The following is a 23,316-nucleotide window of genomic DNA, read 5'->3' on the forward strand; positions in this document are numbered from 1 at the left end:
TCGCCGCCCTCACCGACCCCGACCCCACCGTCCGGGCAGACGCCATCACCGCCCTGGCCGTCCGCCACCCCGATCAAGCCCACCCCCTGGCCCTCCGCGCCGCCACCGAAGACGACTCCCCGGAGACCCGCTCCCGCTACCTCCGCCTGGTCACCCTCCTCTGGCCGGACGACCCAGCCACCCTCCCCCTCCTCACCGACCGCGCCCAGCACGACGACTCCGACCAAGTCCGCACCACCGCAACCGAGGGCCTGGCCCGGCTGCGGTGGCTCGCCACGGAGATCGCCTAATGGGTGTCGGCCCCCAGCTCCTCCGGCAGCTCCCGCTCGTGCACCACGGTCAGCCCGGACACAGCACGGGTAAGCCCGACATACAACCGCCGCAACCCCGCCCCCCGGGTCGGCTCCGCCTCCACCACGCTCGCCGGCTCGCCCAGCACCACGTAGTCGTACTCCAACCCCTTGGCCAGCGAAGCCGGGACAAGGGTCAGTCGCGCGTCCGCCCGCGTCTCCTCACCCGGTGCCAGCGCCGACAGCCCAGCCCCCACCAGGGCTGCCCTCGCCGCCTCCACCAGCGGGTCGGGGACGATCAGCCCCGTCGAGCCCTCATGCGTGAGGGCCGCGTGGCACGCCTCCACCAGACCCGGCAGCAGCGCGCCTTCTCCCGCCCGCACCAGCCGCAGGGAGCCCGGCGACTCACGCACCGAGCGGACCTCCGCCAGCCCCGGAGCGATGGCGGGGAGGAGGCGTGAGGCGTAGGCGATGACCTCGCGGGGGACGCGGAAGCCGGCGGTGAGTTCTTCCACGTGGGCGTCGGGTTTGCCGAGGTGGTGGAGGGCTTCGGGCCAGGCGGGGGTGGCCCAGGCGGTGGTGCCCTGGGCGAGGTCGCCGAGGACGGTGGCGGAGCCGGTGGAGCAGCGGCGGCCCACGGCGCGGTACTGCATGGGGGAGAGGTCCTGGGCCTCGTCGAGGACGACGTGGCCGAGGGAGGGGGTGCGTTCCACGAGGTCGCGGGCCTCGTCGATGAGGACGGCGTCGGCGGCGGACCAGCGGGCGGACTTCACACCCCGGTAGGGCTTGGGCCAGAGCAGGGCGGTGCGTTCCTCGTCGGTGAGCAGGTCCGCGGAGTGGGTGCGGAGGAAGTCGGCGTCGCCGAGGAGGCGCAGGACCAGCTTGGCCGGGTCGACGGGCGGCCACACCTCCTTGACCAGGGCTTTCACGGCGCGGTCGCGGGCCACGGCGTTCTGGACGCGGTCGTCGGGGGCCTCCCCGGCCTGTTCCATGCGGATCAGCACGGCGTGCGCGATGCGCTGGGGCAGGGCCTCGCGGGCGGCACCGTAGCGGATGTCGCGGGCGAGGAGTTCCTCGATCAGGGTGGTGATCTCGTCGGCGGGGACGCGCCAGCGGCGGGAGCCGCGGACCACGACGAGGGATTCGGTGGGGCGCCCGACGTGGGAGCGCAGCGCGCGGCGCAGCACCTCGGCCATGCGGGCGTCGCCCTTGACGATCGCGGTCGGGGCCGGGTCGGCCCCGGTGACCGGGACGTGGGCGACGAGGGAGTCCACGGTGGCCTGGTGCACGGTCAGTTCGCCGAGGGCGGGCAGGACCTGCTCGATGTAGCGGAGGAAGGAGTCGTTCGGCCCGATGACGAGGGTGCCGGTGCGGGCCAGCCGCTCCCGGTGCGCGTAGAGCAGGTAGGCGACGCGGTGCAGGCCGACGGCGGTCTTGCCGGTGCCGGGGCCGCCCTGGACACAGACGGTGCCGGACAGGCCGGAGCGGACGATCTCGTCCTGTTCGGGCTGGATGGTGGCGACGATGTCGCGCATGGGGCCGACGCGGGGGCGCTCGATCTCCTGCTGGAGGAGGCGGCTGGTGGCCTCGGCGCCGTCGCCGGAGGCGGTCAGGTCCTCGTCCTCGTACGCGGTGATGTCGCCGCCGGTGTAGCCGAAGCGGCGGCGCAGCGCGACGTCCAGGGGGTTGGTGCGACTGGCCTGGTAGAAGGGCTGCGAGACGGGGGCGCGCCAGTCGATGACCATGGGGTCGCCGGCCGGGTCGTGGACGTGGCGGCGGCCGATGTAGAAGCGTTCGGCGCGGTAGGGGCCGTCGGGGGCGGTGCCCTCCTCGCCGGCCGAGACCTCGCGGACGTAGTCGAGGCGGCCGAAGAAGAGCGGGGTGTGGGACAGGTCGGCGAGGGACTTGATCCGCTCCTCGATCTGGGCGTTGAGGACGGCGGCGTTGACCCAGTTCGCCGTGACGTCGGTGAGGTCGAGCGACTCGACGTCCTCGCGCATGGCCCGCAGCGCGGCCCGGGAGGCGGCCAGGTGGGCGCGTTCGCGGGCGAGCGGGTCGCCGCCGGGCGGGGCCTCGGCGGAATGCGGGGTCTCGGCGCCGGTCGCGGTGCCGGTCGCGGGCTCGGGGGTGTCGTGCGGCGTGAGCACGGGCGCTTGCCTCCGTGGTGCGGTCTTCGTACGGGCATCGTGCGGGCACGCGGGCGGGGCGCACCGGGCCCTGGCGAAGGCAGGGGCGGAGTGCGCGGCGGGGCGTGCCGGGTGTGTGAGGGTCGGTCCGCCGAGAGGGGCGGTCACTTCACGACGCGTCGGCCGGTTTCCGTCCGGCCGGCAGCGCTCCCCGGAGGGGAGGCGGGCAAGGCCGCAGATTGTAGGCGGGGGAGGGCAGTGGGGGCCAATGGATTTCCGGCGGCCGCGCGAGAGGCCCGCGAGAAGCCGGACGCGGAGCCCGATATGCGGAGCCCGTGGAGGCCCAGGAGGAGGCTTCGCGTGCGTCCGCGCCCCGCGCCTCCTCCTTGCGACAGGCGTTCCCCCGGCCGCCCCCGGGGTCCCGCAGGCCGGGGCCGGAGCCCCGGGCCCGCCCGGCCGGAACCGTGCAGGCCCGCTTGCCGGGGCGCCACGATCCATTAGGGTCGCGCCCGTGACACACCTGGCAGTGATCAAAAGGTCACCCGGTGTACGACTGGCGGCCTGCGTGCTGGCGCTCTCGTTCACCGCGTTCGTCGTCCTGTGCCTGATCCAGCACATCGCGATGGCGGACACCCTCGTCTACCGCGCCGAGGGCCGCGCGGTCGTGAACGGCAGCGATCTCTACGGCTTCACCGTCACCGAGTGGAAGCTGCCGGCGACGTACCCGCCGTTCGCGGCGATCCTCTTCGTGCCGACCACCTGGCTGCCGATAACGGCGCTCAAGGTCTGCTTCATCCTCGGCAACACCGCGCTCCTCGCCCTCCTCGTCCACCTCTCCTGCCGCCTCGCCGGACGCGCCACCCGCGCCCCGTTCCTGCTCCTCGCGGTGGCGGCCGGCATCTGGCTGGAGCCGGTCTTCCAGACGCTGCTCTTCGGCCAGATCAACCTCGCCCTGGTCTGCCTCGTCCTGTGGGACCTGACCCGCCCGGCCGGCGCCCTCGGCAAGGGCTTCGCCCTCGGCGTCGCCACCGGCGTCAAGCTGACCCCCGGCATCTTCATCGTCCACCTGCTGATCACCGGCCGGGTCCGCGAGGGCCTCACCGCGCTGGCCTCCTTCACCGGCACCGTGCTGCTGGGCGCACTGGTCCTGCCCTCGGCCACCGTCGACTTCTTCACCCGCCGCCTCTACGAGACGGGCCGCGTCGGCCTCGCCTGGATCGTGGACAACCAGTCCCTGCAAGGGCTGATCGCCCGCACCCTGCACACCGAACACCCGGGCCTGGCCTGGGCGGTGCCGGCCGCCGTCACCGGGCTCGCCGGGCTGTGGCTGGCCCGCCGGCTGACCCGGCGGCTCGGCGGCGACAGCCCCTGGCCGCTCCTGGTGACCGCCGTGACGGGCCTGCTCGTCTCGCCGATCAGCTGGTCGCACCACTGGGTGTGGTGCGTCCCGCTCCTCGTCGTCCTGCTGGCTCGGGACCGGACGGTCCTGGCCGCCGCCCTCACCGTGCTGTTCCTCGCCCGCCCGCACTGGCTCCTGCCCCACCAGGGCGACCTGGACCTCCATTTCCCCTGGTGGCAGCAGCCGTTGGGCGCGCCGTACCCGGTCCTGGGCCTCGGCCTCCTCGCGGCCGCCGCGTGGGCGGCTTACGGGAGATGGGGGGACGGTGGCGGCGGGCCGCGTGTGCCCGCGCAGGGCGTGCGGGGTGCGGGCAGCGGTGCCGGGGAGCCGGTGGGGGAGCGGGCGGGGTGAGCGGCCGCAGGCCCGGGGGCACCTGTGGGAGCTGCGGAGTCACTTGTGGGAGCTGATGACACCGCCGTTGCTGAGCACGATGTAGACGCCGTTGGCGTCGAGCCCGGTGTCGTGGCCGTCCGTCTCCAGCGTCGCCACGACCGCCCCCTTGCTGACGATCTTGGCGACGTAGTGCTGCTCGCCGACCTCGGTGATCCGCGCCTCGCTGCCGTCGACCAGTTTCTCGGTACGGTCCGGCGAACTCTTCCCGGGGCCGTCGCCCTCGCCGCTCGTGGCGGTGACGTCCTCCTCGGCGTCCGGGGACCGGGCGCCGCTGGTGGGGCTCGCGGTGTCGCCGGGGGAGGCGGCCTGGTCACCGGCCTCCGTGGAGGCCGAGGCGGCGGGGGCGGCGTCGCCCGCCGGGGTGGCACCGTCCGATTCGCAGGCGGTGCCGCCGACGACCAGGAGACTGGCGGCGGCGAGGGCCAGCCCCGCGCGACGGACGGGCCGGGCCTCTGCGGTGGCCTGCCGGGGTGTGCGTTTCTGTAAGTTCATGACACTCCCTGTGCCCCTGGCGTCCAGGGAAAAACACCCCGCACACCTCCGGCCCCGCACGGCGGGCAGGGCTCGCCGCGCCACCGTGCCGCCCGCCCCTTCCGCTCCGTCCGCGACCCTCCCCCCCACCGCCGCCTACCGCGAACTACCGCCCCGCCCAGTCCCCTTGGCCTTCCCCCGCACCCGCGCCTGCGGCGCCGGCCAACTGTGGACCGGTGCGCCCGTCGAACTCAGCTCCAGGTACCGGCGCACGGTCGCCCGGTCGTCCGAGCCCAGCGCCCGGTGGGTCCGCCGTTGCCAGTGGGCGCCGGAGCGGCCGGTCAGGACGCGTGCCTCGACCACCCCCAGCCACCGCTGCACCTCGTCGTCGGCGACCCCGGCGGCGGCCAGTCCGGCGGCCGCGCGGGGGAGCAGGGCGCGGACGAGGTCGCGGGCGGCGAGGCGGACCGGGGCGGCGGGGCCGGCGGGCCACCAGAGACGGGCGGCCATGCCGTCGCGGGCGGCGGTGTAGAAGTTCTCCCGGGCGAGGGCGAAGGGGAGTTCGCCGCCGGGCTCGCGGGCGGCGCGGTCCAGGATCAGGCCGGTCAGCAGGGCGGTGTTGGCGACCATGTCGGCGGGGGTCGGGCCCGAGGGCAGGGCGCGCAGTTCGATGCGGAGGTGGCCGTCACCGGCCGGGTCGTACACCGGGCGGTTCCACCACCACAGGGTGCCCAGATGCAGGCGCAGTTCGTCCAGGGCGGGCGGGCCGCCGGGCCGCAGCGGCCGGTCCCAGTCGCCGCCGGAGCAGAGCGGCACCAGCGGCGCGTACCGGCGTACCGCCTCCTCGGCCAGTTCCCGCACGCCCCCGCGCAGCCAGCCGTGGCCGAAACCGGAGCGTCGGTCGGCCGGGGCGACGCGGCGCCGGTGCTGGCCGAACGCCTGCTCGTACCAGGGGATGCGGGACTCGTCCCAGGCCCGCCTGCCCAGCAGCAGCGGCGAGTTGGCGGCGACGGCGAGGACGGGGGCGGTCATCAGCTGGGCGGCGTTGTGGACGCGGGTGAACTCCTCGGGCCGTACGGTCAGATGGATCTGCCAGGAGCTGGCGGCGCCCTGCGCGCAGAAGGTGTCGGAGCGCATCCGCAGCCGCTGCTCCCCGCTGACCCGCAGCCCGCGCCCGGCCCGCCCGAGGGCGTCGTCGATCACCGCGTACCGGCCGCGCGGCGACATGTTGCGCCGGGTCAGGTCGGCTGGGCGCAGGGTCGGCAGCAGGCCCGCGCAGTACGGCTCGGCGCCGTGCGCGGCGCCCGCCCGTCGGACCGCCTCCAGCAGGGTGTCCGCCTCGTCGTGCAGGGCGGTGAAGGGGCGCGGGCGTAAGGGGACGGGGGTCAGGTTGGCCTCCAGGTTGTAGCGGTTGACCTCCAGGACGAGGCGGGGGTCGGCGGCGGCGCGGCGGATCTCCTCGTTCCGGGGGACGGGGACGCCGTCGCGCGTCACGAGGAACATCTCCAGCTCCGCGCCGAGCGTCGGTTCCCCGGCGCCGAACCCGGGCGAGGTGAGGAGCCCGTCGAGCAGGCCGAGCGAGGCCCGCAGCCGCGCCCGGAACCGTTCCCGGTCCTCGTCGGTGAAGTCGCGCTGGGGAAGATCACGTCCCATGGCCTGCTCCCGGCATGCGTCAGGGCCGGTCACCCGGCTGCCGCCGGAACCGGCCGTCGTCTCGGAGGACCACAAGGGCCCGGCGTTGCTTGCCCGCCCACGCCCGCCCCCACACCACGGGCGACGGCGGCTGACCGGAACGGGTGCCCCGCCCGCCCCTAAACCGGTTGCGGGCAGTCCAGTTGACGCCCCTAAGCTGGCCGGATGGCATCGGTCAAGCAGGTTCAGATCACCTTCGACTGCGCGAGCCCGCAGCGCGTCGCCCGCTTCTGGAGCGAGGCACTCGGCTACGTCCTCCCGACCCCGCCCGAGGGCTACGCCTCCTGGGAGGCGTACGACGCGGAGCAGCCCGCCGGGGAGCGCGACTCCTGGTCGGCGTGCAGCGACCCCGAAGGTGTCGGCCCGCGCCTCTTCTTCCAGCGCGTCCCCGAGGGCAAGACCGTCAAGAACCGCGTCCACCTCGACATCCGCGCCGGCACCGGCCTCGTCGGCGAGGCGCGCCTGGCCGCCCTGGAGTCCGAGTGCGTCCGCCTCGAAGCCCTCGGCGCGACCCGTGGCACCCTCCTCCTCGCCGACGAGGAGAACGAGTCCTGCCAGAACATGCAGGACGTGGAGGGGAACGAGTTCTGCCTGGACTGAGGTGGTGCGGGTGCGGCCCGGCACGCCGGGCCGCACCACCTCAGCTGTAGTGGGCGATCTTGGCGTCGAGGATCTCGATGGCCCGGTGCAGCCCCACCACCCGCTCCTCCAGCGCCGCCCGGCGCTCCCGGAGGAAGGCGGCCCGGTCCTGCGGCGCCCGGTCGGAGCGCAGGACGGCGACGAACGCCCTGAGGTCGGCTATGCCGAGCCCGGCCGTGCGCAGGCACTTGATCAGCCCGATCCAGAAGAGGTCGTCCTCCGTGTACTCCCGGTGCCCGCCGGGGGAGCGCCGGATCGGGCCGATCAGCCCTTCCCGTTCGTAGTAGCGCAAGGTGTCGAGGGAGACGCCGGTACGGTCGGCGGTCGCCGCCGGGGTGTGCAACGTGGTCATACGAGTCCCTTTCCGGTCGCCGGTGGCCCGTCGCCGATCGCCGGTCGCCGGTCAGCGCGCTTCGGCGAAGCGCGCGAGGTGCCCGTCGTCCAGCCTCACCCGGCGGGCGGCGAGCGCCTCCTCGACCTGCCCGACGCGGCTGGCTCCCACGATCGGATCGATGCCCTGGCGCATCAGCAACGCCAGGACGACCTGGTTCCGCGTGGCCTCCAGCTCCTCGGCCACCTCGCCGAGGACCTGGAGGACCCGGCTGGTCCCGAGGTGCTGGTAGGAGTCCGGAAGGGGCTGGTCCGGGCGGACGTAGGAACCCCACATCAGCGAGGTGTACGACCACACGGCGAGCCCTTCGGACCGGGCCAGGTCCAGGTCCTCGGCGGTGAGCATACGGTGGCCGCCCTCCGCGACCGGGGTGAGGGGCCGCGGCTGGACGAGCGAGTGGCGCAGTTGCAGCGCCGTCCACGGTTCGACTCCCCGCTCCCGCGCGAGCGACCGGGCCCGCTCGACGCGCCAGGCGGGATGGTTCGCCGCCCCGACCCGGGCGACGGCTCCCTTCGCGGCCAGCTCCCCGAAGGCGAGGACGGTCTCCTCCAGCGGAACGTCCCGGTCCTCGGCGTGGGCCCAGAGCAGGTCGACGTGGTCCACCCCGAGCCGCCTCAGGCTCTCCTCCGCCCCGGTGCGGACGGCTCGCGCGGACAGTCCCTCCGCGCTGTCCCGCTCGTGCGGGACGAGCGGGTTGTGGCGGACCTTGGTGGCGATGCGCACCGAGTCGCGGGCTCCGGGGCGCTCGCGGAGCCAGGCGCCGATGACCCGCTCGCTGGCCCCGCCGACACCCTGGGGGTCGTTCCAGAAGGAGTAGCAGTTCGCGGTGTCGAGCCAGACCCCGCCTCCCGCCACGAAGGAGTCGAGTATCGCGAAGGCGCGGTCTGCCGGAACGCGGGTGCCGAAGTCCATCGTGCCGAGCACCATCTGACGGTCGGTCGTGTGGAGATCCATGGCCTCATGCTCGTAACCGGAGCGCGCTCCAGGTCAAGTCCCGGGCGCCGGACGCTTCCCGGTGCGCAGGTCCACCATGCAGAAGACCTTGTCGTACCGCCGCTCCCCGACCGCCACGAAGGCCGGGAGGCGGCCGTACTCCGTGAAGCCCAGCGAGCGGTACAGGCGCAGCGCGCCCGTGTTGTCGCCCCGGGCGTCCAGCGTCAGCACCTCCACCCCCGCCGCGCGGGCGTCGGCGACGAGGGCGGCCGTCAGCGCCCTGCCCACCCCCTGCCCGTGCGCGGCGGCGTCCACGGCCAGTTTCTCCAGGTCGGCGTGGGGCCGATGGGTCGGCCGGGCGTACCGCAGCCAGTACCCGAGCCCCACCAGCCGCTCCCCGAGGTACGCGACCCGCAGTGCCCCGTCCCCGGCCCGGGCGGCGGCGCGCACCTGGGCGAACAGCTCCGCCACCTCGTCCGGCGAGGGCGGCTCGACCCAGCCCAACGCCGCACCTTCCCGCACCAGTTCGGCCAGCAGGCGGTGGGCCTGTGCCGCGAACCCGGGCTCCCGCGCGGGATCGGCGGCCAGCTCGGTGGCGTCCAGGAGGAGGGGCACGGTCTGCGGCCGGTTCATGGGCCCAGCCTAGAGCGGGAGAAAGGTCCTGCTCAGAGGGTGTCGAACTCCGGCAGGGTGAGGGTGCCGTCCTCGGCCAGCGGGAAGCCCGGGTTGTGGGCGACCTCCCACGGGTGGCCGTCCGGGTCGGCGAACGCGCCCGAGTAGAACCCGTGCGGGGACGCCGCCGCCGGCTTGGTGACCCGGCCGCCCGCCCGCTCCGCCTGGCCGAGCAGCGCGTCCACCTCTTCCCGGGACCGCACGTTGTGCGCGAGCACGATCCCGCCGAACCCGCCTGCCGTCCCGGCCTCGCGCCCGCTGTCCCGCGCCAGCTTCTCCCGCCCCCACAGCACCAGCCCGAGCCCGCCCGCCTGGAAGAACACGGTCTCCTCGACCTCCTGGCCCCGCCAGCCCAGCGCTTCGTAGAAACGCCGGGCACGGTCCAGATCGGTGACGCCGAGAGTGATCAGGCTGACGCGTTGCTCCATGGCGGCAAGCTACCTGCCGACCGCCGCCTCACGAGCGGACCAGGGCCGACACGAAGGCGGCCCAGGCCGGACGGGTGAAGGGGATCACGGGGCCGCCGTCTGTGTGCTTGCTGTCGCGGACCGGGGCGAAGCCGGAGATGGCCAGGGCCAGTTCTAGGCAGTCGCCGCCGTTGGCACCGCTGTGGCTGCTCTTGGTCCAGTGGGCGTGGGTGAGGTCTGGGGTGCGCATGGTCGGCCTCCGGGCGGTGTGAGCCGTTGGGGGATGCGCTGATCCTCGTAACTGACAGGGGTCAGGCGGTCAGTTCGCCCTGCTGGACGGCGGTGACGAAGGACGCCCAGGCGGGGCGGGTGAACGGGAGAACGGGGCCGGTCTCAGCGATCTTGCTGTCGCGGACGGGGGCGAGGCCGGGGAACGCGGGGGCGAGTTCGAGGCAGTTGCCGCCGTTGTTTCCGCTGAAGCTGCTCTTCACCCAGGACGCTGCGCTGAGGCTCTGCTGGTCCATAGTGCCCGTTCCTCTCGATCACCGCGTCGAACAGAGCGGCCGTTTCCCTGGCCGACAGCGCGTCCGCCCTGAGCAAATCATAGGTCTGCTTGTGCTGCGCCAAGACGTCTGGTGCGTTGCTGAAATGCCCTCTGTCCAGCGACTCCGAGTACACCCACTCCTGCCCGTCGGGCAGGGTGATCAGGGACATGGATGTATTGGGCAGGACCGCCTCGGTGTGGCTGCCCGGTATCACTTGAATCCTGATGTTCGGCTGGGCGCCTACGGCGCGAAGATGGGCCACTTGGCGCGCCATGATCGCAGGGCTTCCCATGATGTTGCGCAGGCAGCTTTCGTCCAGCACGACGAGGTACAGGGGGCCACCGGGGCTCAGGAATCGCTGCTGTCGGCTCATGCGAGCCATTACGCGATCGGCAACCTCGTCAGGCCCTGACACCTGGCCGAACTGAGCCGTGGCGTACTCCTCTGTCTGGAGAAGTCCGGGCATGGTCTGCTGCTGGTACTCCAGCACCGCCACCGCCACTTCGTCCATCTCAGCCCGGCGCCTGAACCAGTCCGGGTGTTCCACCTCCGGGTACCAGTCGATGCGGACCCAGAGCCGCATCAGGGCGCCGTTGGTTCCCAGAACTCTGTCGCACGTTTTGACGAAAGTGTCGTGCGGGACCCGGTCGCCGCTTTCGACGCGGGCGACCTGGGAGCGGTCGCACGGGATGTGTTCCGCCAGGGCTTTCTGGGTGAGGCTCGCCTCCTCACGGAAGTAGCGCAGAACCTCGCCGAAGACGTCGGCGGTGGTGGCGGCTTCGACATTGGGCGCGGTGGTGCGTCGGCTCACGAACACTCCCTCGTGATCGCTTGTGACAGGCGGTCAGTGACACGCGTCGGGCATGGCGACCCCGGGTTGCGCTGGGCAACACTGACCGCACACAAAGTAACCGTTCGTCCCGGGGTGCCGGGCGAAAACCCAGTACGGAGAGAGCAATTGGCAAGCCGAGCGAGCAACGGTGACCCGAGGCGGCGCGGGGCGGTCGTCTACGACGCGGCCTCGGGGCGGGCGGGGGAGTACGTGGGGCAGGACGGGGCGCACGCCGTGCTGCGGCCCGTCGGCGGGGGCGGCGAGTGGCGGACCGACCCGGACCGGGTGCGGGCGGCGACGCTCGCCGAGCGGCTGAGCGCCGGCGTACAGGCGGCCAACCGGCGGGCGCGGCAGACGGTGGCCCAGGCCCTCGACGTGGACCCGGACCGCCCGCCGCAGACCGTCGCCGGATGCGCCGAATGCGCCCGCCTCGACCGCGAGCGGGCCGCCGCCCGCGCCGCCTTCGACTGGAGCGCCCAGACCGACGCCAACGTCCTCCTGCGCCGCCACCAGAACGCGGACCACGCGGCCTGACCACCCGGGCGAGCCGTCCCGGGCGGTCAGGGCGGGACTCACCCCGCCAGCAGCTCGTCCGCGTCGACGATCCGGTACGCGTAGCCCTGTTCGGCCAGGAAGCGCTGGCGGTGGGCGGCGAAGTCCTGGTCGATGGTGTCGCGGGCGACGACCGAGTAGAAGCGGGCCTCGTGGCCGTCGGCCTTCGGGCGCAGGACGCGGCCCAGGCGCTGCGCCTCCTCCTGGCGGGAGCCGAAGGTGCCGGAGACCTGGATGGCGACGGTGGCCTCGGGCAGGTCGATGGAGAAGTTGGCGACCTTCGAGACGACCAGGACCGACAGCTCGCCGGTGCGGAAGGCGTCGAAGAGCTTCTCGCGCTGGGCGTTGGAGGTGTCGCCCTTGATCACGGGGGCGTCGAGGTGCTCGCCCAGTTCGTCGAGCTGGTCGATGTACTGGCCGATGACCAGGGTCTGCTCGCCCGCGTGCTTGCGGACCAGCGCCTCGGTGACCTTCTGCTTGGAGGCGGTCGTCGCGCAGAAGCGGTACTTCTCGTCGGACTCGGCGGTGGCGTAGGCGAGGCGCTCGCTCTCGGTGAGGTTGACGCGGACCTCGACGCAGTCGGCGGGGGCGATGTAGCCCTGCGCCTCGATCTCCTTCCACGGCGCGTCGAACCGCTTCGGGCCGATGAGCGAGAAGACGTCCGACTCGCGGCCGTCCTCGCGGACCAGGGTCGCGGTCAGGCCGAGGCGGCGGCGCGCCTGGAGGTCGGCGGTGAACTTGAAGACCGGCGCCGGCAGCAGGTGCACCTCGTCGTAGACGACCAAGCCCCAGTCCCGGGAGTCGAACAGCTCCAGGTGCGGATAGATGCCCTTCCGCTTCGTCGTCAGCACCTGGTACGTCGCGATGGTGACCGGGCGGATCTCCTTCTTCGTCCCGCTGTACTCGCCGATCTCGTCCTCGGTCAGCGAGGTCCGCTTGATCAGCTCGCTCTTCCACTGCCGGGCCGAGACGGTGTTGGTGACCAGGATCAGCGTCGTCGCCTTGGCCTCGGCCATCGCCCCCGCGCCGACCAGCGTCTTGCCCGCGCCGCAGGGCAGCACGACCACGCCCGACCCGCCGTGCCAGAACCCCTCCACGGCCTGCTTCTGGTACGGGCGCAGCGCCCAGCCGTCCTCGGCCAGCTCGATGGCGTGCGCCTCGCCGTCCACGTACCCCGCGAGGTCCTCGGCGGGCCAGCCCAGCTTCAGCAGGGCCTGCTTGATCTGGCCGCGCTCCGAGGGGTGCACCGCGACGGTGTCCGGGTCGATCCGGGCGCCCACCAGCGGCTGGATCTTCTTCGAGCGCAGGATCTCCTCCAGCACCGGCCGGTCGGTGGAGGTGAGGACCAGGCCGTGCGCCGGGTGCTTGGTCAGGGTGAGCCGCCCGTACCGGTCCATCGTCTCGGCGATGTCGACCAGCAGGGCGTGCGGCACCGGGTACCGCGAGTACTCCACCAGCGCGTCCACGACCTGCTCCGCGTCGTGGCCCGCCGCCCGCGCGTTCCACAGGCCCAGCGGCGTCAGCCGGTAGGTGTGGATGTGCTCCGGCGCACGCTCCAGCTCGGCGAAGGGCGCGATGGCCCGCCGGCAGGCGTCGGCCTGCTCATGGTCGACCTCCAGCAGCAGCGTCTTGTCGCTCTGCACGATCAAACAGGACACCCGAACAACCTCCGTCTTACGCCCGTCCGCACCCGTCCCCGCCCCGGCGACGCCCCACGGACGCACCGGGCCAGTCCTCCATGGTCCCGCATGGCGGGGCGAAGTGGGGGCGTGGTGGTGTCGGACGGGTCACGTCTTGCTCATGCAATCGAGTGCATATACCTTTGATTGCATGACGGGGCAGTGGGAGATTGAGATCGAGCCCGAGGTGCGGGACTGGTTGGACCTGCTGCCGTTTCGTCTGTACCGGCGAGTCGAGGACAAGACCGACCGTCTCCTGAGTGCCCCTACGACGCTCGGCGAGCCATACTCCCGGCACCTCGGCGGCAAGCTGCGTGAGCTGCGGTTCGAGCTGGACGGTGAGGCCGTGCGGATTCCGTACTGGCTTGTTCCGGAGAAGCGCATCGTGCTGTTGACGGTGTTCCGGAAGACGAAGATGCGCGAGGCCGCGGAAATTGAGCGGGCTCACCAGGCGCAGAAGGTCTGTGAGGACGAGCACGGCACAGCGGAGCACACCTACGAGCGGCGTGAGGACAGCTGATGAATCACAGCACGTGGAAGACCCGCCGGGCCCGGCTGCTGGCCGGTGAGGCTGTGGAGTACGACCAGGAGTACGTCGACGCGCGGCTGGCGGGCGACCTCGGGCAGGCCGTGTACGACCGCCGCGTCGAGCTGGGGCTCTCCCAGGCCGAGCTGGCCGAGCGCGCGGGGATGACGCAGCCGCAGGTGTCACGGATGGAGGGCGGTGACACGGTGCCCACGCTTCCGCTGCTGCGCCGGCTGGCCCGGGCCCTGGAAGGGTCGCTGAACGTGGCGATCGACGAAGGGGAGTCGCGGGTGACGTTCACGCCGCGTGCTGCGTGACCCCCCGCTCCTCCTCCCGCAGCGCCTCCCGCATCCGGTGCAGCCTGCGGAGCTGCTTCCTGCCCTGGAAGTAGATCCAGACCGGGAAGGTGACGGCGAGGATGCCGAAGCCGATGGTTTCGCGGGGGCCCGCGGTGAGGGCGGTGAGGACGGTGACGCCGCCGAAGAGGAGGACGAGGAAGGCGAGGGCCCAGGGGCGGTTGCGGGTGCGGTGGAGGCGCTTGGCGACGAGGGCGCGCAGGGCCTCGCGTTCGGCGGGGTCGGTGGGGACGTCGCCGGAGCGGATGCGGCCGTCGAGGGTGACCAGGCCGGTGGTGTCGGTGCCGGTGGCGCGCTTCTCCTTGCGGCGGACGGCGAGCAGGACCGCGACCCCGCCGAGGGAGGAGAAGGCGACCCGGATCAGCACGGCCGTCGGGGACTCCCCGGGGCTGATCAGCAGCACCAGGGCGCTGGCGCCGAGGACGGAGAGGGCGACCTGGGCCCAGAGGTTCCGGGTGAGGAAGGTGTGGAGGCGGTTCACCGGTGCGGTCCTCATTCCCGGATCTGGCGGCGGGGGAGGGTGAGGCGCAGGCCCAGCGCGCCGGCCAGCAGGACACCGGCGACGACGGAGTACGCCCAGGTGGTGTCGCCGCGCAGCGCGCCGACCGCCGCCGTCACGCCCCACAGGAGGAGGACGGTGAACAGGGCCGTCCAGGCGATGTCCAGGGCGCGGAAACGGAGCTGGCGGCGCTGGCGGGTGCCGGGGCCGAGGTCGCCGAGCGGGGCCGCGCGGTCGGGTTTCGGGTCGGTCATGGGGTTCCCCCTCTGCTGGGTCCGCCGGGCGGGCGGAAGGGTCAGAGGTGGGCCGTGTACCCCGGGCATGTCCGGACACGCCGCCCAAGTCCCGCCGACGGGGAACGGGTTGGGCCGGCGGTCCGGTGGTCAGCGGGCCGGCTCGGCCCCGTCCGGCTTGTCCGCGAGTTCCGCCACGCCGGTGATCCGGTGCAGGGCGTAGGTGCGGACCTCGTCGGCGGTGTGGTCGTAGCCGGTGACGTAGCCGCCCTCGACGCGCAGGGGGGCCAGCAGGCGCTGGGAGGCGGCGCCCTCGGCGTTGACGTGGCCGATCCAGACGGACTCGCCGGTCATCGCGGCGGCCTGGACGGTGGCGAGGGTGTCGGCCGGCGAGGTGCGCGGCAGGCCGCCGGGGGCCTGGGGGGTCTCCTTGCGCGGGGCCGTCGCCGCCCGGTCGCCGGCCCGGACCGCCCGTACGGCGGCGGTCAGCAGGGTGGCGTCCGGGGCGGGCGGGCCGTCGGGGACGGGCGCCGGGGGCGTGCGCGGCGGGGTGCGGTGGGCGTGCGGGCGGGCGATCATCACGTCGCCCTCGGCGGACTCGGCGGCCGGGGCGAACCCCATCGCGCGCAGCCCCTCGATGAGGGTGCGCGGGTCGGCCTGGGCGGCGACCACCGTCGGTGCCAGGCGGCGCAGGCGCAGGGCGGTGGCCCGGCGGTCGGCGAGGATCTCGTCGAGCACCGACTCGTCGTCGCAGCGGACGTAGGACGAGGCGGCGCCGACCCGCAGCAGGCCGTGGCGGCGGGCCACGTCGTCGATCAGGTACGTCAGCGGTTGCGGCACCGGCGTGCGCGAGTGCCGGTCGAGGAAGGCGTGCAGCTCGGTGGCGCTCCGCCCGGCGTCCAGGGCGCGGCGCACCGAGCCCGGCGTGAAGCGGTAGACGGTCGCGCCGCCCTTCGACTCCACGTCGGCCAGGACCCCCAGCGCCTCCGCCAGCGGCCGCACCAGCGGGCCGGGGGCGACCGCCGTCAGGTCGGCCTGGAGCAGGACGTGGTCCAGGGGCTCGGGGAGGAGCGGGGCGAGCAGGGCCGCCACCACGGCCGCCCGCGCCGAACCGGCGGCGGCCGTGCCCGCGCCGGCCCCCTCGGACCTGCCCTCGGCCCCGAGCAGGGCCCGGCCGTGGGTGGCCAGCGCGCCGCGCCCGGTCACGCCCAGCATCTCGGCCTCCAGCAGGGCCCACTCGGTGAGCTTGGTGCGCAGGGCCTCCGGGTCGTTGGCCGCGACCCCGCCGCCGTACGCGGGGCGTCCCCCGGTGCGCGGCGGCTCGGGCTGTTCGCGGCGCGGCCCCGCCGAACGCAACGGGCGCTCCCAGCGCAGCCGCTCCAGCAGGGTCGCCGGGTCCGGGGCCTGGCCCGGCTCCAGCCCGGCCATCAGCTCCAGCACCCGGCGCCGTACCTCGGGCGCGGGCGAGCGGTCCAGTCCCGGGCCGAGCGCGGAGAGGGTGCGGTCGCGGCCGTCGCGCCCGCCGATCAGGCCGGGGGCGCGGGTACCGGGCAGCCAGGCTTCCAGCAGCCAGGCCCAGCGCTCGGCGGGCGGCAGGTCGCGCCAGGCGTCGTACTCCGGGGTGGGCGCGTAGTGCTCGGCCTCGCCGGAGCGGCGGCGGGTGCGGGCGTCGCGGGTCTCCTCGTCCTCGTAGCCCTCGGCGTCGGCGTCGGGGCGGTCGTGCCGCTCGTGGTGCTCCTCCACGTAGCCGCCGTCGGAGGCGATCAGCCCGGCCGCGTACGCCAGCTCCACCCAGAACGCGGCGACCGGCTCGGGCACCTCCAGGACGGTGGCCGTCCGCTTCAGGTCGCGGATGCTCAGCCCGCCGGCCCGCAGCACGGCGGGCCCGCCCTCGTCCCAGGAGCGCAGCAGCTCCTCGACGGTGTCCAGCGCCGCGAGCGCCTGCCCGCCCGCCGCCGCGTCCACCACCTGCGGCTTCCGCTCGGCGGCCACGGCGACCCGCGGACGCGTCGGCTCCGGTACGCGGTGGGCGCGGCCCCCGCGCAGCGACAGGGCCGCCTCGCGCGGCAGCACCACCGTGCCCGGCGTGGTCGGCAGCAGCAGACCCCGGTCCAGCAGCCAGCGCAGATGGGCCGCGGGCTCGGCCGTCACCTGGCCGTACGGCGGGCCCCACACCAGCCGCGTCAGCACCTCCCGGGACGCCTCGGGCGCCCCTTCCAGCAGCTCCGCGACCCGCTCCCGGTCGGCGAAGAGGCCGCTGAGGGCGGCCACCGCCGACACCGTGTCGTGGGTGTGGGGCAGCCCGGCCGCCGTCAGGATCGCCTGGATACGCCCCGGCGACATGCCCGAGGTCGCCTCCGCCACCGAGGGGCCCAGCCCCGTCGGCGAGGAGTGCGAGGCGGACGGCGCCAGCAGCTCGCGGGCGGTGCGCACCAGCCGCAGCCGGTCCTCGCCGCCCCAGACCAGCGCCCGCTCCCGCAGCAGCGCCACCGTGGCGGGCAGCGCCCCGGCCACCTCCTCGTCCCCGTCGTCCCCGGCGAGCAGGTCCAGCAGCTCCTGGTACGAGGCCGGGTCCGGCGCCACCGCCAGCGCCTCGGCCGCCTGGAGGGCGAACCGGTCCAGGTGCTCCAGGGCCCGCAGCACCGAGGCGCGCGTCCCGGCGCGTGTCGCCAGCTGGGTCACGTCGGTGGGGACCGGGTGGAGCAGGTCGGGGCGGGACCGGAGCAGGGCCCCCAGCGAGGCGTCGTCGCGCTCGCGCAGGGCCTGCGCCAGCGACCTCGGTCCCGGGTCCGCCGCCTGACCGTCCCTGTGCTGCTGCTCAGCGCTCATCCAGCCCACGGTAGCGGCCCGCGCCCGCTCACCGCGCCGACCGGCCCGAACCGTCACCGGTCGGTGGGCTGGGCGTGATGTTCCCGGCGGCCCCCGCGCCGGGGAACACGGTGCCCCGGCCGGCCGTCCCCGGCCTCAAGCGCCGGCCGGGCCGAGTGGCCTCAAGCGCCGGCCGGGCTGTCCATGGCCCGGCCGGGGCGGTCGTCCGCCGGCCCTCCGCCCGACACCCCCGAACCGCCCCCGCGATGCGTACCGTTGGACGCGGCGGTTCTCCGGGTAGGGGCGTCGCGTACGAGCGGAGTGAGGGGCAGCGTGGGGATCGAGAGTGACCAGCTCGTCTTCGACTATCTGAGCCGTGTCGGCGACCTGGCCCAGCAGCGGCAGGTGCCGGCCGCCGAACGGATGCGGCTCATCACCGAGTTGCGGCGGGACATCGACCAGCGCCGGGCCCGTCCCGGCGGCGACAGCCCCGCTGCCGTACGGCGCGCCCTCGGCAAGCTCGGCACCCCCGCCGAGGTGGTCGCCAAGGCCGGCGGCACCTCCGCCGTGGCCGAGGCGCCCGCGCACACCCCGGTCCCGCCGCCGCGCCCCGCCGAACCCGAGCCCCGTCCGGCCCGCCCCAGCCTGCGCAAGGTCTTCCCCGCCCCCCGCGAGGAGGCGGAACCCCCGCCCCCGCCCCGGCGGGTTCCCGGTCTGGAGGACGTCGGACGCGGGGTCTCGGGGCCCGACCTGGCGGGAGCCTCGCCGGACTGGTGGCGGGTCGAGGCCACGCCCGAAGGGCTGGGCGGCGGCGGGGGCGCGGGGACCTTCGGGACGCGGCTGCCCGGGGAGTTCGCCGGGTTCCAGGGCGGGGTGGAGGTGCCCGAACTCCTCAACCCGGGCGTACGGATGGACAAGCCCGAGGCGCCGGGCGCGGCCAAGGAGAAGGCGGAGAAGGACGAGGCCGCCGCCGAGGCCGAGGCGGCGCTGGCGGAGGCGGCCGAGGACCCGCTGGGCACGGCGGCCCCGCGCCGCCGCCGCTTCTCGCCGCGTGCCCTGGTGGGCGGCGGCCTCGGCAGCCCCCTGCTCCTGCTGGCCGCCGCCCTGCTGGTCGCCGGGGCGATCCTCGGCAACCTCTTCTGCCTCCTCCTCGGCTGGCTCACCGCCTACCTCACCAAGCGGCTCACCCCCGTCCAGGCCAAGTTCGCCGCCCTCGGCATCCCGGCCCTGACCCTGCTGGGCGGCGCCGTCTGGCTGTGGGGGCGTACCGAGGGCCGCTGGGGCGAGCCGATCCCGCAGGCGGGCATGGCCGACGCGATCGGCGAGCTGTGGCCGGTGCTGCTGCGTACGGCGGCCGTGGCGTCGGCGGTCTTCCTGCTCTGGCGGGCGCGGCGGCGGCATTGACGAAGGATGGTCCAAAGTGCCGGTGTGAGCTACCTCCCGCCGGCACTGCTGACCCTGTATGTCGATACGGAGTGGGCTTCGCCCGACGGATTGAGTCGTGGTGTCGCGCCAGTGAAACTTGCTCGGTACCTGATATGGACTCCGGGTAAGGGGAGCTCCGGCGGGGCCCGAATATGTTCGCGGTTCGGACCCCGCCGAATTGTCGAGCGGAGGGCAGAGGTGTAAATATTAGACGCCCCTGGGTGGCCAGCTTCTATTTCAGACTCTCAGCCTCTGGTGATCCAGCCTGAGCAAGTACCTGCCTTGATCTTCTTGGTGGACCAGTTGCCTAGGCAGGCCCTGAAGCGAATGTCATTCTGCTCCGGGTAGTTCTTGTTCTTGTAGACGGTAGACGCGTAGCCTTCAGCGTTGAAAATGAATCCCGCGCGGTGGACTCGGTTCTGGGGGTCGCGACTTTCCCAGTCGACCACTGCCGAGTAGCCGTCCTTCGCCGAGTCGTGGATCAGGAACCAGTCACCTTCGGTTCTCCAGCAGGCTTGAGCGACCATGGTGCCAGTGTGGTTGTCTCCGCTGCGGACGCAGCTCCAGGGACTGCCAGGAGAAGTGGGGCCGCTGGTGCTGGTCGCTCGCTCGATCTCGAGGGAGACTGCGGCAGCTTGCGTGACAGTGAGGAGGGTGGTGGCGGATAGAGCGCCCGCGATAGTGGCTATGCGCTTGTGGGCGCGTCTCTTAATCATGAGTTCCCATCCAGATGTCTTTTTAGCGGAGTGGTGACAGTTTTCGGAGAATAGCAAATATGTGGGCGGGCTTCAACGAGTTTCAAGTCCTGGATCTGGGATGGCGCAGATCCTGTCTCGAATCTATGCCCGGCTGAAAGTGTGCGTTGGCCAAAAATCACCTGCTCGGCACTTCGGGAGGGTCGTTCGATGGAGGTGTGCTGCCATGAAGTAGGCGGCTGGGCGGGTGATTTCTTGTCTCATGGCGATGGTCTTGGGTGAGGGGTGAAGGCGTTCGGTCTGCCGGCCGATAGAGCCGGATCGCCTTCGAGGTGAACTTATTTCTTATTGTGTATTTCGTGCTGAGTTTTAATGGTATGTCCCTCTAGGTGTCCAAATCGAAGGCGTGTAGATGGGGTGCAGCCTTGCGTGCCCGGCTGGACAGGTCTGCAGGCGAGATCTCGCTGCGAGGTTGGCTGCAGCGCATGGTGGTGTGGCTCGCCGTTCTGCATCCCTCGGCGGTGGAGTCGGCTGCGATGCTTCGATCCACGTGGCTTTCTCGGCCGGCGTGGAGGCGTCAGGGCCTGGACCTGGCCGTTTTCCCTCAAGGGGTACATGTGGGCCTATTTGCCGGATTCCGAGGCCGGTCTGCTTGCTGCGAGCCCTTGGGGCGGGTCCGAGCAAGCCGGTGCAATTCGGATTAAGTTCTGGCCTTGCTCCGTGTTCCAGCGATATGTTTGGGTGCGCGATGGTCTGTGCGGGGATGCAAGCCCCGGCGTTGGAGGCGTCGTTGCCCTGCCGCCGGGCGCATCTCGCCGAGGTGGCGCGCTGGAGGCGTTCGGTGTAGCGATCCGACGCCTTCGTTGCCAACAGGTGTGTAAACACGGCGTGTTGTGACGCTCCTGTGAGCATCGCCCCTCGATGCCGCAATCAGATCTGAACAAATTCGCGCGGTGATACGATCATCTGACTTTCAGCAGACTGACGGTGCGTGAGATCACGCGCTACGGGGGGCAGTCGCGACGGCTCCATCGTGGAGGAGCGGGTGTGGTCCCCCCAATGAGGTCCGTATGAGGCGGCCCGCGGCCTTGGCCTCCCCAGTGGAGGAGGTCCGCCGGCTCTGCCGCGGGCTCCTTTGGCTGCCCGAAGCTCCGACGCGATGCGACTTGAAGAGAGTCTCATGACGTCATTCATCCAGGAGCCACTGCTGTGGGTCCTGCTTGTAGTTCTGGTCGCTGCGGCGCTCGCAGTGCTGAGTGCCCGCAGAACCAACCTCGCCCTGCGGCGGGGGAAAGGGGAGCTGGAGAGGAGCCTCGCCGAGGCCCGCGGTGAGATCGGCCGCCTGCACCTGCGCCAGCAGGAGATGGGCGCCCGCCACGCCCACGACGTCGCCGACGTCCGCGCGGACGCCGAGTCCGCCACCAAGGCGGTACTGAAGTCCGCCATGGGCACGCTGCAGTCCCTCGCCGAGGAGCAGCAGCTGCTCCTCGACGGACTGCTCAAGAAGTACGGCAACGACGCCGAGGTGCTCGGCGACCTGATGTCCGTCGACCACACCGGCAGCCAGTTCTCGCGCCGCGCCAAGGGCATCTCCGTCCTGTGCGGCGGCTGGCTCGGCCGGCGCGACGGCACCGCCACCGTGTACGACGTGGCCCGCAGCGCCCAGGGCCGGATCAAGGACTTCGGCCGGGTCAGCGTCCACTCCCAGGTGAACGTCGCCGTCACCAGCAAGGCCGTGGAGCCCGTCGCGGTGGTCCTCGCCGAGCTGCTGGAGAACGCCACCAACTACAGCGCCCCCGGCACCCCCGTCGAGGTCAACATCCAGGCCGTCCCCAGCGGCGTCTGCTTCATCGTGGACGACGCCGGTCTCGGCATGGACCAGGAGACGAAGGACCGCGCGGCCACCCTGCTGGCGAGCGACGGCACCGTCGACATCACGAGCCTCGGGGACCCGCCCCGGGTCGGATTCGCCGTCAGCGGCATGCTCGCCGCCCGCTACGGCTTCGCCGTCTCGGTCGGGTCGGTGTCCCCCTACGGAGGTGTGCGCGCGGTGATCCGTGTTCCGGAGGAACTGCTGACGACCGAGTTCAACGAGCCCGCCCAGGCCCCCGCCCGGGTCGAGGCCGTCCCGGCGCTCCCCCCGCAGCACCTGACGGCCGTACCCGACACCGACACCCCGTACGTCGTGGGTACCACCACCGGCGGCCTGCCCAAGCGCCGCAGGCGCGCGGGGGAGGTGGCCGCCAAGGCCGCCGCCGAGCCCGCCACGACCGTAGAGACGCCGGCCGCCGACAGCGAGATGACCGCGTCGCGACTCGGGGCCTTCGCCCGCGGGACGCGCATCGGCCGGGACACGATGACCACGGAAGGACCCGAGTACCAGTGAAGACCGATCTGTCGTGGGTGCTGAACGACGTGCTGGAAGTGCGCGGCGCCCGTCACGCCATCCTCGTCTCGGGTGACGGCCTCCTCCTCCAGAGTTCGGACGGCATCGAGCGCGGCGAGGCCGAGACCAACGCGGCCGCCATGAGCTCGATGCAGTCCCTCAGCCGCGCCGTCGCCAGCTTCGTCGGCCTCGGCCGGGGCGTGTGGAAGCAGACGCTCATGGAGTACGACGGCGGCTGGATCTTCCTCATCGCCGCGGGCCAGGGCGCCTATCTGGCGGTCTCCGCGGCCGTCGACGTCGACATGGAGTCCATGTCCATCCGGATGCAGAAGACCGTGGCGTCGCTGAGCAGAGCGATGGGCGTGGCGCCACGCTCGAACAACGGTGTGAGCGTATGACCAGGCCCGGCGAGGAAGCTTCCGTCACCAGCGACTTCGTCCGGTCCTACGTCATCACCGGCGGGCGCACACTGCCCGCCGGGGACCAGCTGGCCCTCCAGACCCTGGTCACCATCGCCCCCGAACGGACGCTCCCGCTGGGGGCGTCCCCGGAGGTCAAGGCCATCTGGGAGCTGCTGGGCGGCGGGTACCTGTCCGTGGCCGAGGTGGCCGCCCACGTCGCCCTGCCGGTCGGCGTGGCCAGGCTGCTGCTCACCGATTTACTCGACCAGGGCCACCTGCTGCGCCGTGCCGAACCGCCGCGGGCGCAGAACGTTGAGAGAGACACTCTTGAGAAGGTTCTGAATGGACTCCAATCCCTCATCGGCTGAGACGGCACAGGGACCGCTCTACGTCTCCGAGGCGGTGACCACCGCTGCCAAGATCCTGGTGGTGGGCCACTTCGCCGTCGGCAAGACGACCCTCATCGGCGCGCTGTCGGAGATCAAGCCGCTGCGCACCGAGGAGAAGATGAGCCAGGCGTCGGTACAGTTCGACGACCTGAGCGCCGCTCCCGACAAGCGCACCACCACGGTCGCCCTGGACTTCGGCCGGCTGACCCTCGCCGACGACCTGGTCCTGTACCTTTTCGGCACCCCGGGCCAGCAGCGCTTCATGCAGCTGTGGGAGGACACGGCACGCGGCGCCCTCGGCGCGCTGCTCCTGGTCGACCCGGCCCGCCTGGAGGAGACCTTCCCGGTCATCGACCTCATCGAGAGCTACGGCCTGGACTACGCGATCGCCGTCAACAGCTTCACCCCGGAGCAGAAGTACGGCGAGGACGAGGTCCGCGAGGCCCTCGACCTGCTCCCGGACACGCCGGTCGTCTACTGCGACGCCCGCGACCGGGAGTCCTCCGCCCGCGCCCTGATCGCCCTCGTACGCCACCTCCTCACCCGCGAACGCGTCGCCTGACGCACCCCGCCCCCC

At 72.9% G+C, this 23,316-nt stretch carries 25 protein-coding genes and 1 pseudogene; 11 read left to right on the forward strand and 15 right to left on the reverse strand.

From position 1 onward, the window contains the following. Positions 1-290: HEAT repeat domain-containing protein (locus tag IF45_RS0128020; RefSeq protein WP_030310272.1), on the forward strand; the 290-nt coding region annotated here is incomplete at its 5' end. Here IF45_RS0128020 and IF45_RS0128025 read toward each other — a convergent pair. Then, positions 287-2,437, reverse strand: a complete 2,151-nt coding sequence (locus IF45_RS0128025) for a HelD family protein (protein WP_030310273.1) — start codon at positions 2,435-2,437, stop codon at positions 287-289. The two genes, IF45_RS0128020 and IF45_RS0128025, sit on opposite strands and share 4 nt — an antisense overlap. A 544-nt stretch (positions 2,438-2,981) precedes the next feature. On the opposite strand from IF45_RS0128025, the gene IF45_RS0128030 reads away from it, so the two are divergent. Next, positions 2,982-4,166: a glycosyltransferase 87 family protein gene (locus IF45_RS0128030; RefSeq protein WP_037638691.1), complete on the forward strand. Its 1,185-nt coding sequence runs from the start codon at positions 2,982-2,984 to the stop codon at positions 4,164-4,166. A gap of 39 nt (positions 4,167-4,205) precedes the next feature. Here the strand turns inward: IF45_RS0128030 and IF45_RS0128035 are convergent, their stop codons facing one another. Both IF45_RS0128035 and IF45_RS0128040 read right to left on the reverse strand, forming a co-directional pair. Continuing rightward, complete coding sequence (locus tag IF45_RS0128035; protein ID WP_030310276.1) at positions 4,206-4,700, reverse strand: hypothetical protein; 495 nt, start codon at positions 4,698-4,700, stop codon at positions 4,206-4,208. Positions 4,701-4,835: 135 nt separating this feature from the next. Then, a complete protein-coding gene (locus tag IF45_RS0128040) occupies positions 4,836-6,332 on the reverse strand; it encodes a glutamate-cysteine ligase family protein (protein ID WP_030310278.1) in 1,497 nt (498 codons plus the stop codon). 204 nt (positions 6,333-6,536) lie between these two features. Between IF45_RS0128040 and IF45_RS0128045 the strand changes: the two genes are divergently transcribed. Then, a complete protein-coding gene (locus IF45_RS0128045; protein WP_003949989.1) occupies positions 6,537-6,971 on the forward strand; it encodes a VOC family protein in 435 nt (144 codons plus the stop codon). Between the two features lie 40 nt (positions 6,972-7,011). Here the strand turns inward: IF45_RS0128045 and IF45_RS0128050 are convergent, their stop codons facing one another. The 7 genes and pseudogenes from IF45_RS0128050 to IF45_RS0128075 form a co-directional block, all read right to left on the reverse strand. Continuing rightward, a complete protein-coding gene (locus IF45_RS0128050) occupies positions 7,012-7,362 on the reverse strand; it encodes a MerR family transcriptional regulator (RefSeq protein ID WP_008406858.1) in 351 nt (116 codons plus the stop codon). Positions 7,363-7,413: 51 nt separating this feature from the next. After that, positions 7,414-8,355, reverse strand: coding sequence for an aldo/keto reductase (locus tag IF45_RS0128055; RefSeq protein WP_030310283.1), 942 nt, complete (start codon positions 8,353-8,355; stop codon positions 7,414-7,416). A 33-nt stretch (positions 8,356-8,388) separates the two neighbouring features. Beyond that, positions 8,389-8,967 (reverse strand): GNAT family N-acetyltransferase, encoded by a 579-nt coding sequence (locus IF45_RS0128060; protein ID WP_030310284.1) that lies wholly within the window; start codon positions 8,965-8,967, stop codon positions 8,389-8,391. A gap of 32 nt (positions 8,968-8,999) precedes the next feature. After that, entirely contained in the window at positions 9,000-9,434 is a 435-nt protein-coding gene (locus tag IF45_RS0128065; protein ID WP_030310285.1) for a VOC family protein, read from the reverse strand. A gap of 28 nt (positions 9,435-9,462) precedes the next feature. Beyond that, positions 9,463-9,663 (reverse strand): DUF397 domain-containing protein, encoded by a 201-nt coding sequence (locus IF45_RS0128070; protein WP_008406860.1) that lies wholly within the window; start codon positions 9,661-9,663, stop codon positions 9,463-9,465. Positions 9,664-9,724: 61 nt separating this feature from the next. Next, positions 9,725-9,853 (reverse strand): annotated as a pseudogene (locus IF45_RS34130) (DUF397 domain-containing protein); the annotation flags it as partial. Next, entirely contained in the window at positions 9,807-10,769 is a 963-nt protein-coding gene (locus IF45_RS0128075) for a helix-turn-helix domain-containing protein (RefSeq protein ID WP_030310286.1), read from the reverse strand. The gene IF45_RS0128075 and the pseudogene IF45_RS34130, both read right to left, overlap by 47 nt. 231 nt (positions 10,770-11,000) lie before the next feature. Between IF45_RS0128075 and IF45_RS31675 the strand changes: the two genes are divergently transcribed. Continuing rightward, positions 11,001-11,324, forward strand: a complete 324-nt coding sequence (locus IF45_RS31675; protein WP_030310287.1) for a hypothetical protein — start codon at positions 11,001-11,003, stop codon at positions 11,322-11,324. A gap of 38 nt (positions 11,325-11,362) precedes the next feature. On the opposite strand, the gene IF45_RS0128085 is transcribed toward IF45_RS31675, so the two are convergent. Beyond that, positions 11,363-13,000 (reverse strand): DNA repair helicase XPB, encoded by a 1,638-nt coding sequence (locus IF45_RS0128085; RefSeq protein WP_003949998.1) that lies wholly within the window; start codon positions 12,998-13,000, stop codon positions 11,363-11,365. A gap of 172 nt (positions 13,001-13,172) precedes the next feature. Between IF45_RS0128085 and IF45_RS0128090 the strand changes: the two genes are divergently transcribed. Further along, a complete protein-coding gene (locus tag IF45_RS0128090; protein ID WP_030310289.1) occupies positions 13,173-13,541 on the forward strand; it encodes a type II toxin-antitoxin system RelE/ParE family toxin in 369 nt (122 codons plus the stop codon). Beyond that, positions 13,541-13,864 carry a helix-turn-helix domain-containing protein gene (locus IF45_RS0128095; protein WP_008406843.1) on the forward strand — a complete coding sequence of 108 codons (324 nt, stop codon included), beginning with the start codon at positions 13,541-13,543 and terminating at the stop codon, positions 13,862-13,864. Before IF45_RS0128090 ends, IF45_RS0128095 begins: the two co-directional genes overlap by 1 nt. Here IF45_RS0128095 and IF45_RS0128100 read toward each other — a convergent pair. The 3 genes from IF45_RS0128100 to IF45_RS0128110 form a co-directional block, all read right to left on the reverse strand. Beyond that, on the reverse strand, positions 13,845-14,384 hold the full coding sequence (locus tag IF45_RS0128100) for a hypothetical protein (RefSeq protein ID WP_030310290.1): 540 nt from the start codon (positions 14,382-14,384) through the stop codon (positions 13,845-13,847). The genes IF45_RS0128095 and IF45_RS0128100 overlap by 20 nt on opposite strands. An 11-nt stretch (positions 14,385-14,395) precedes the next feature. Next, entirely contained in the window at positions 14,396-14,656 is a 261-nt protein-coding gene (locus IF45_RS0128105) for a hypothetical protein (protein ID WP_008406841.1), read from the reverse strand. A gap of 129 nt (positions 14,657-14,785) precedes the next feature. Continuing rightward, the gene (locus IF45_RS0128110) at positions 14,786-17,464 is read right to left on the reverse strand and encodes a helicase C-terminal domain-containing protein (RefSeq protein ID WP_030310292.1); all 2,679 of its coding nucleotides are present in this window, start codon (positions 17,462-17,464) and stop codon (positions 14,786-14,788) included. Between the two features lie 312 nt (positions 17,465-17,776). On the opposite strand from IF45_RS0128110, the gene IF45_RS0128115 reads away from it, so the two are divergent. Next, a complete protein-coding gene (locus IF45_RS0128115) occupies positions 17,777-18,847 on the forward strand; it encodes a hypothetical protein (RefSeq protein ID WP_030310293.1) in 1,071 nt (356 codons plus the stop codon). Between the two features lie 266 nt (positions 18,848-19,113). On the opposite strand, the gene IF45_RS33175 is transcribed toward IF45_RS0128115, so the two are convergent. Further along, positions 19,114-19,395 (reverse strand): hypothetical protein, encoded by a 282-nt coding sequence (locus tag IF45_RS33175; RefSeq protein WP_129805578.1) that lies wholly within the window; start codon positions 19,393-19,395, stop codon positions 19,114-19,116. 1,348 nt (positions 19,396-20,743) lie between these two features. On the opposite strand from IF45_RS33175, the gene IF45_RS0128120 reads away from it, so the two are divergent. From IF45_RS0128120 to IF45_RS0128135, 4 genes are read left to right on the forward strand one after another with little or no spacing between them, the layout of a single operon-like run. Beyond that, positions 20,744-21,949 carry an ATP-binding protein gene (locus IF45_RS0128120; protein ID WP_003950003.1) on the forward strand — a complete coding sequence of 402 codons (1,206 nt, stop codon included), beginning with the start codon at positions 20,744-20,746 and terminating at the stop codon, positions 21,947-21,949. Then, positions 21,946-22,347 carry a roadblock/LC7 domain-containing protein gene (locus tag IF45_RS0128125; RefSeq protein WP_003950004.1) on the forward strand — a complete coding sequence of 134 codons (402 nt, stop codon included), beginning with the start codon at positions 21,946-21,948 and terminating at the stop codon, positions 22,345-22,347. The genes IF45_RS0128120 and IF45_RS0128125 overlap by 4 nt, the downstream gene beginning before the upstream one ends. Continuing rightward, positions 22,344-22,718, forward strand: a complete 375-nt coding sequence (locus tag IF45_RS0128130) for a DUF742 domain-containing protein (RefSeq protein ID WP_003950005.1) — start codon at positions 22,344-22,346, stop codon at positions 22,716-22,718. Before IF45_RS0128125 ends, IF45_RS0128130 begins: the two co-directional genes overlap by 4 nt. Beyond that, complete coding sequence (locus IF45_RS0128135; RefSeq protein WP_008406866.1) at positions 22,693-23,301, forward strand: GTP-binding protein; 609 nt, start codon at positions 22,693-22,695, stop codon at positions 23,299-23,301. Before IF45_RS0128130 ends, IF45_RS0128135 begins: the two co-directional genes overlap by 26 nt. Positions 23,302-23,316: the final 15 nt, after the last annotated feature.

It is taken from the genome of Streptomyces albidoflavus (genome assembly GCF_000719955.1).
Classification (GTDB): domain Bacteria; phylum Actinomycetota; class Actinomycetes; order Streptomycetales; family Streptomycetaceae; genus Streptomyces; species Streptomyces albidoflavus.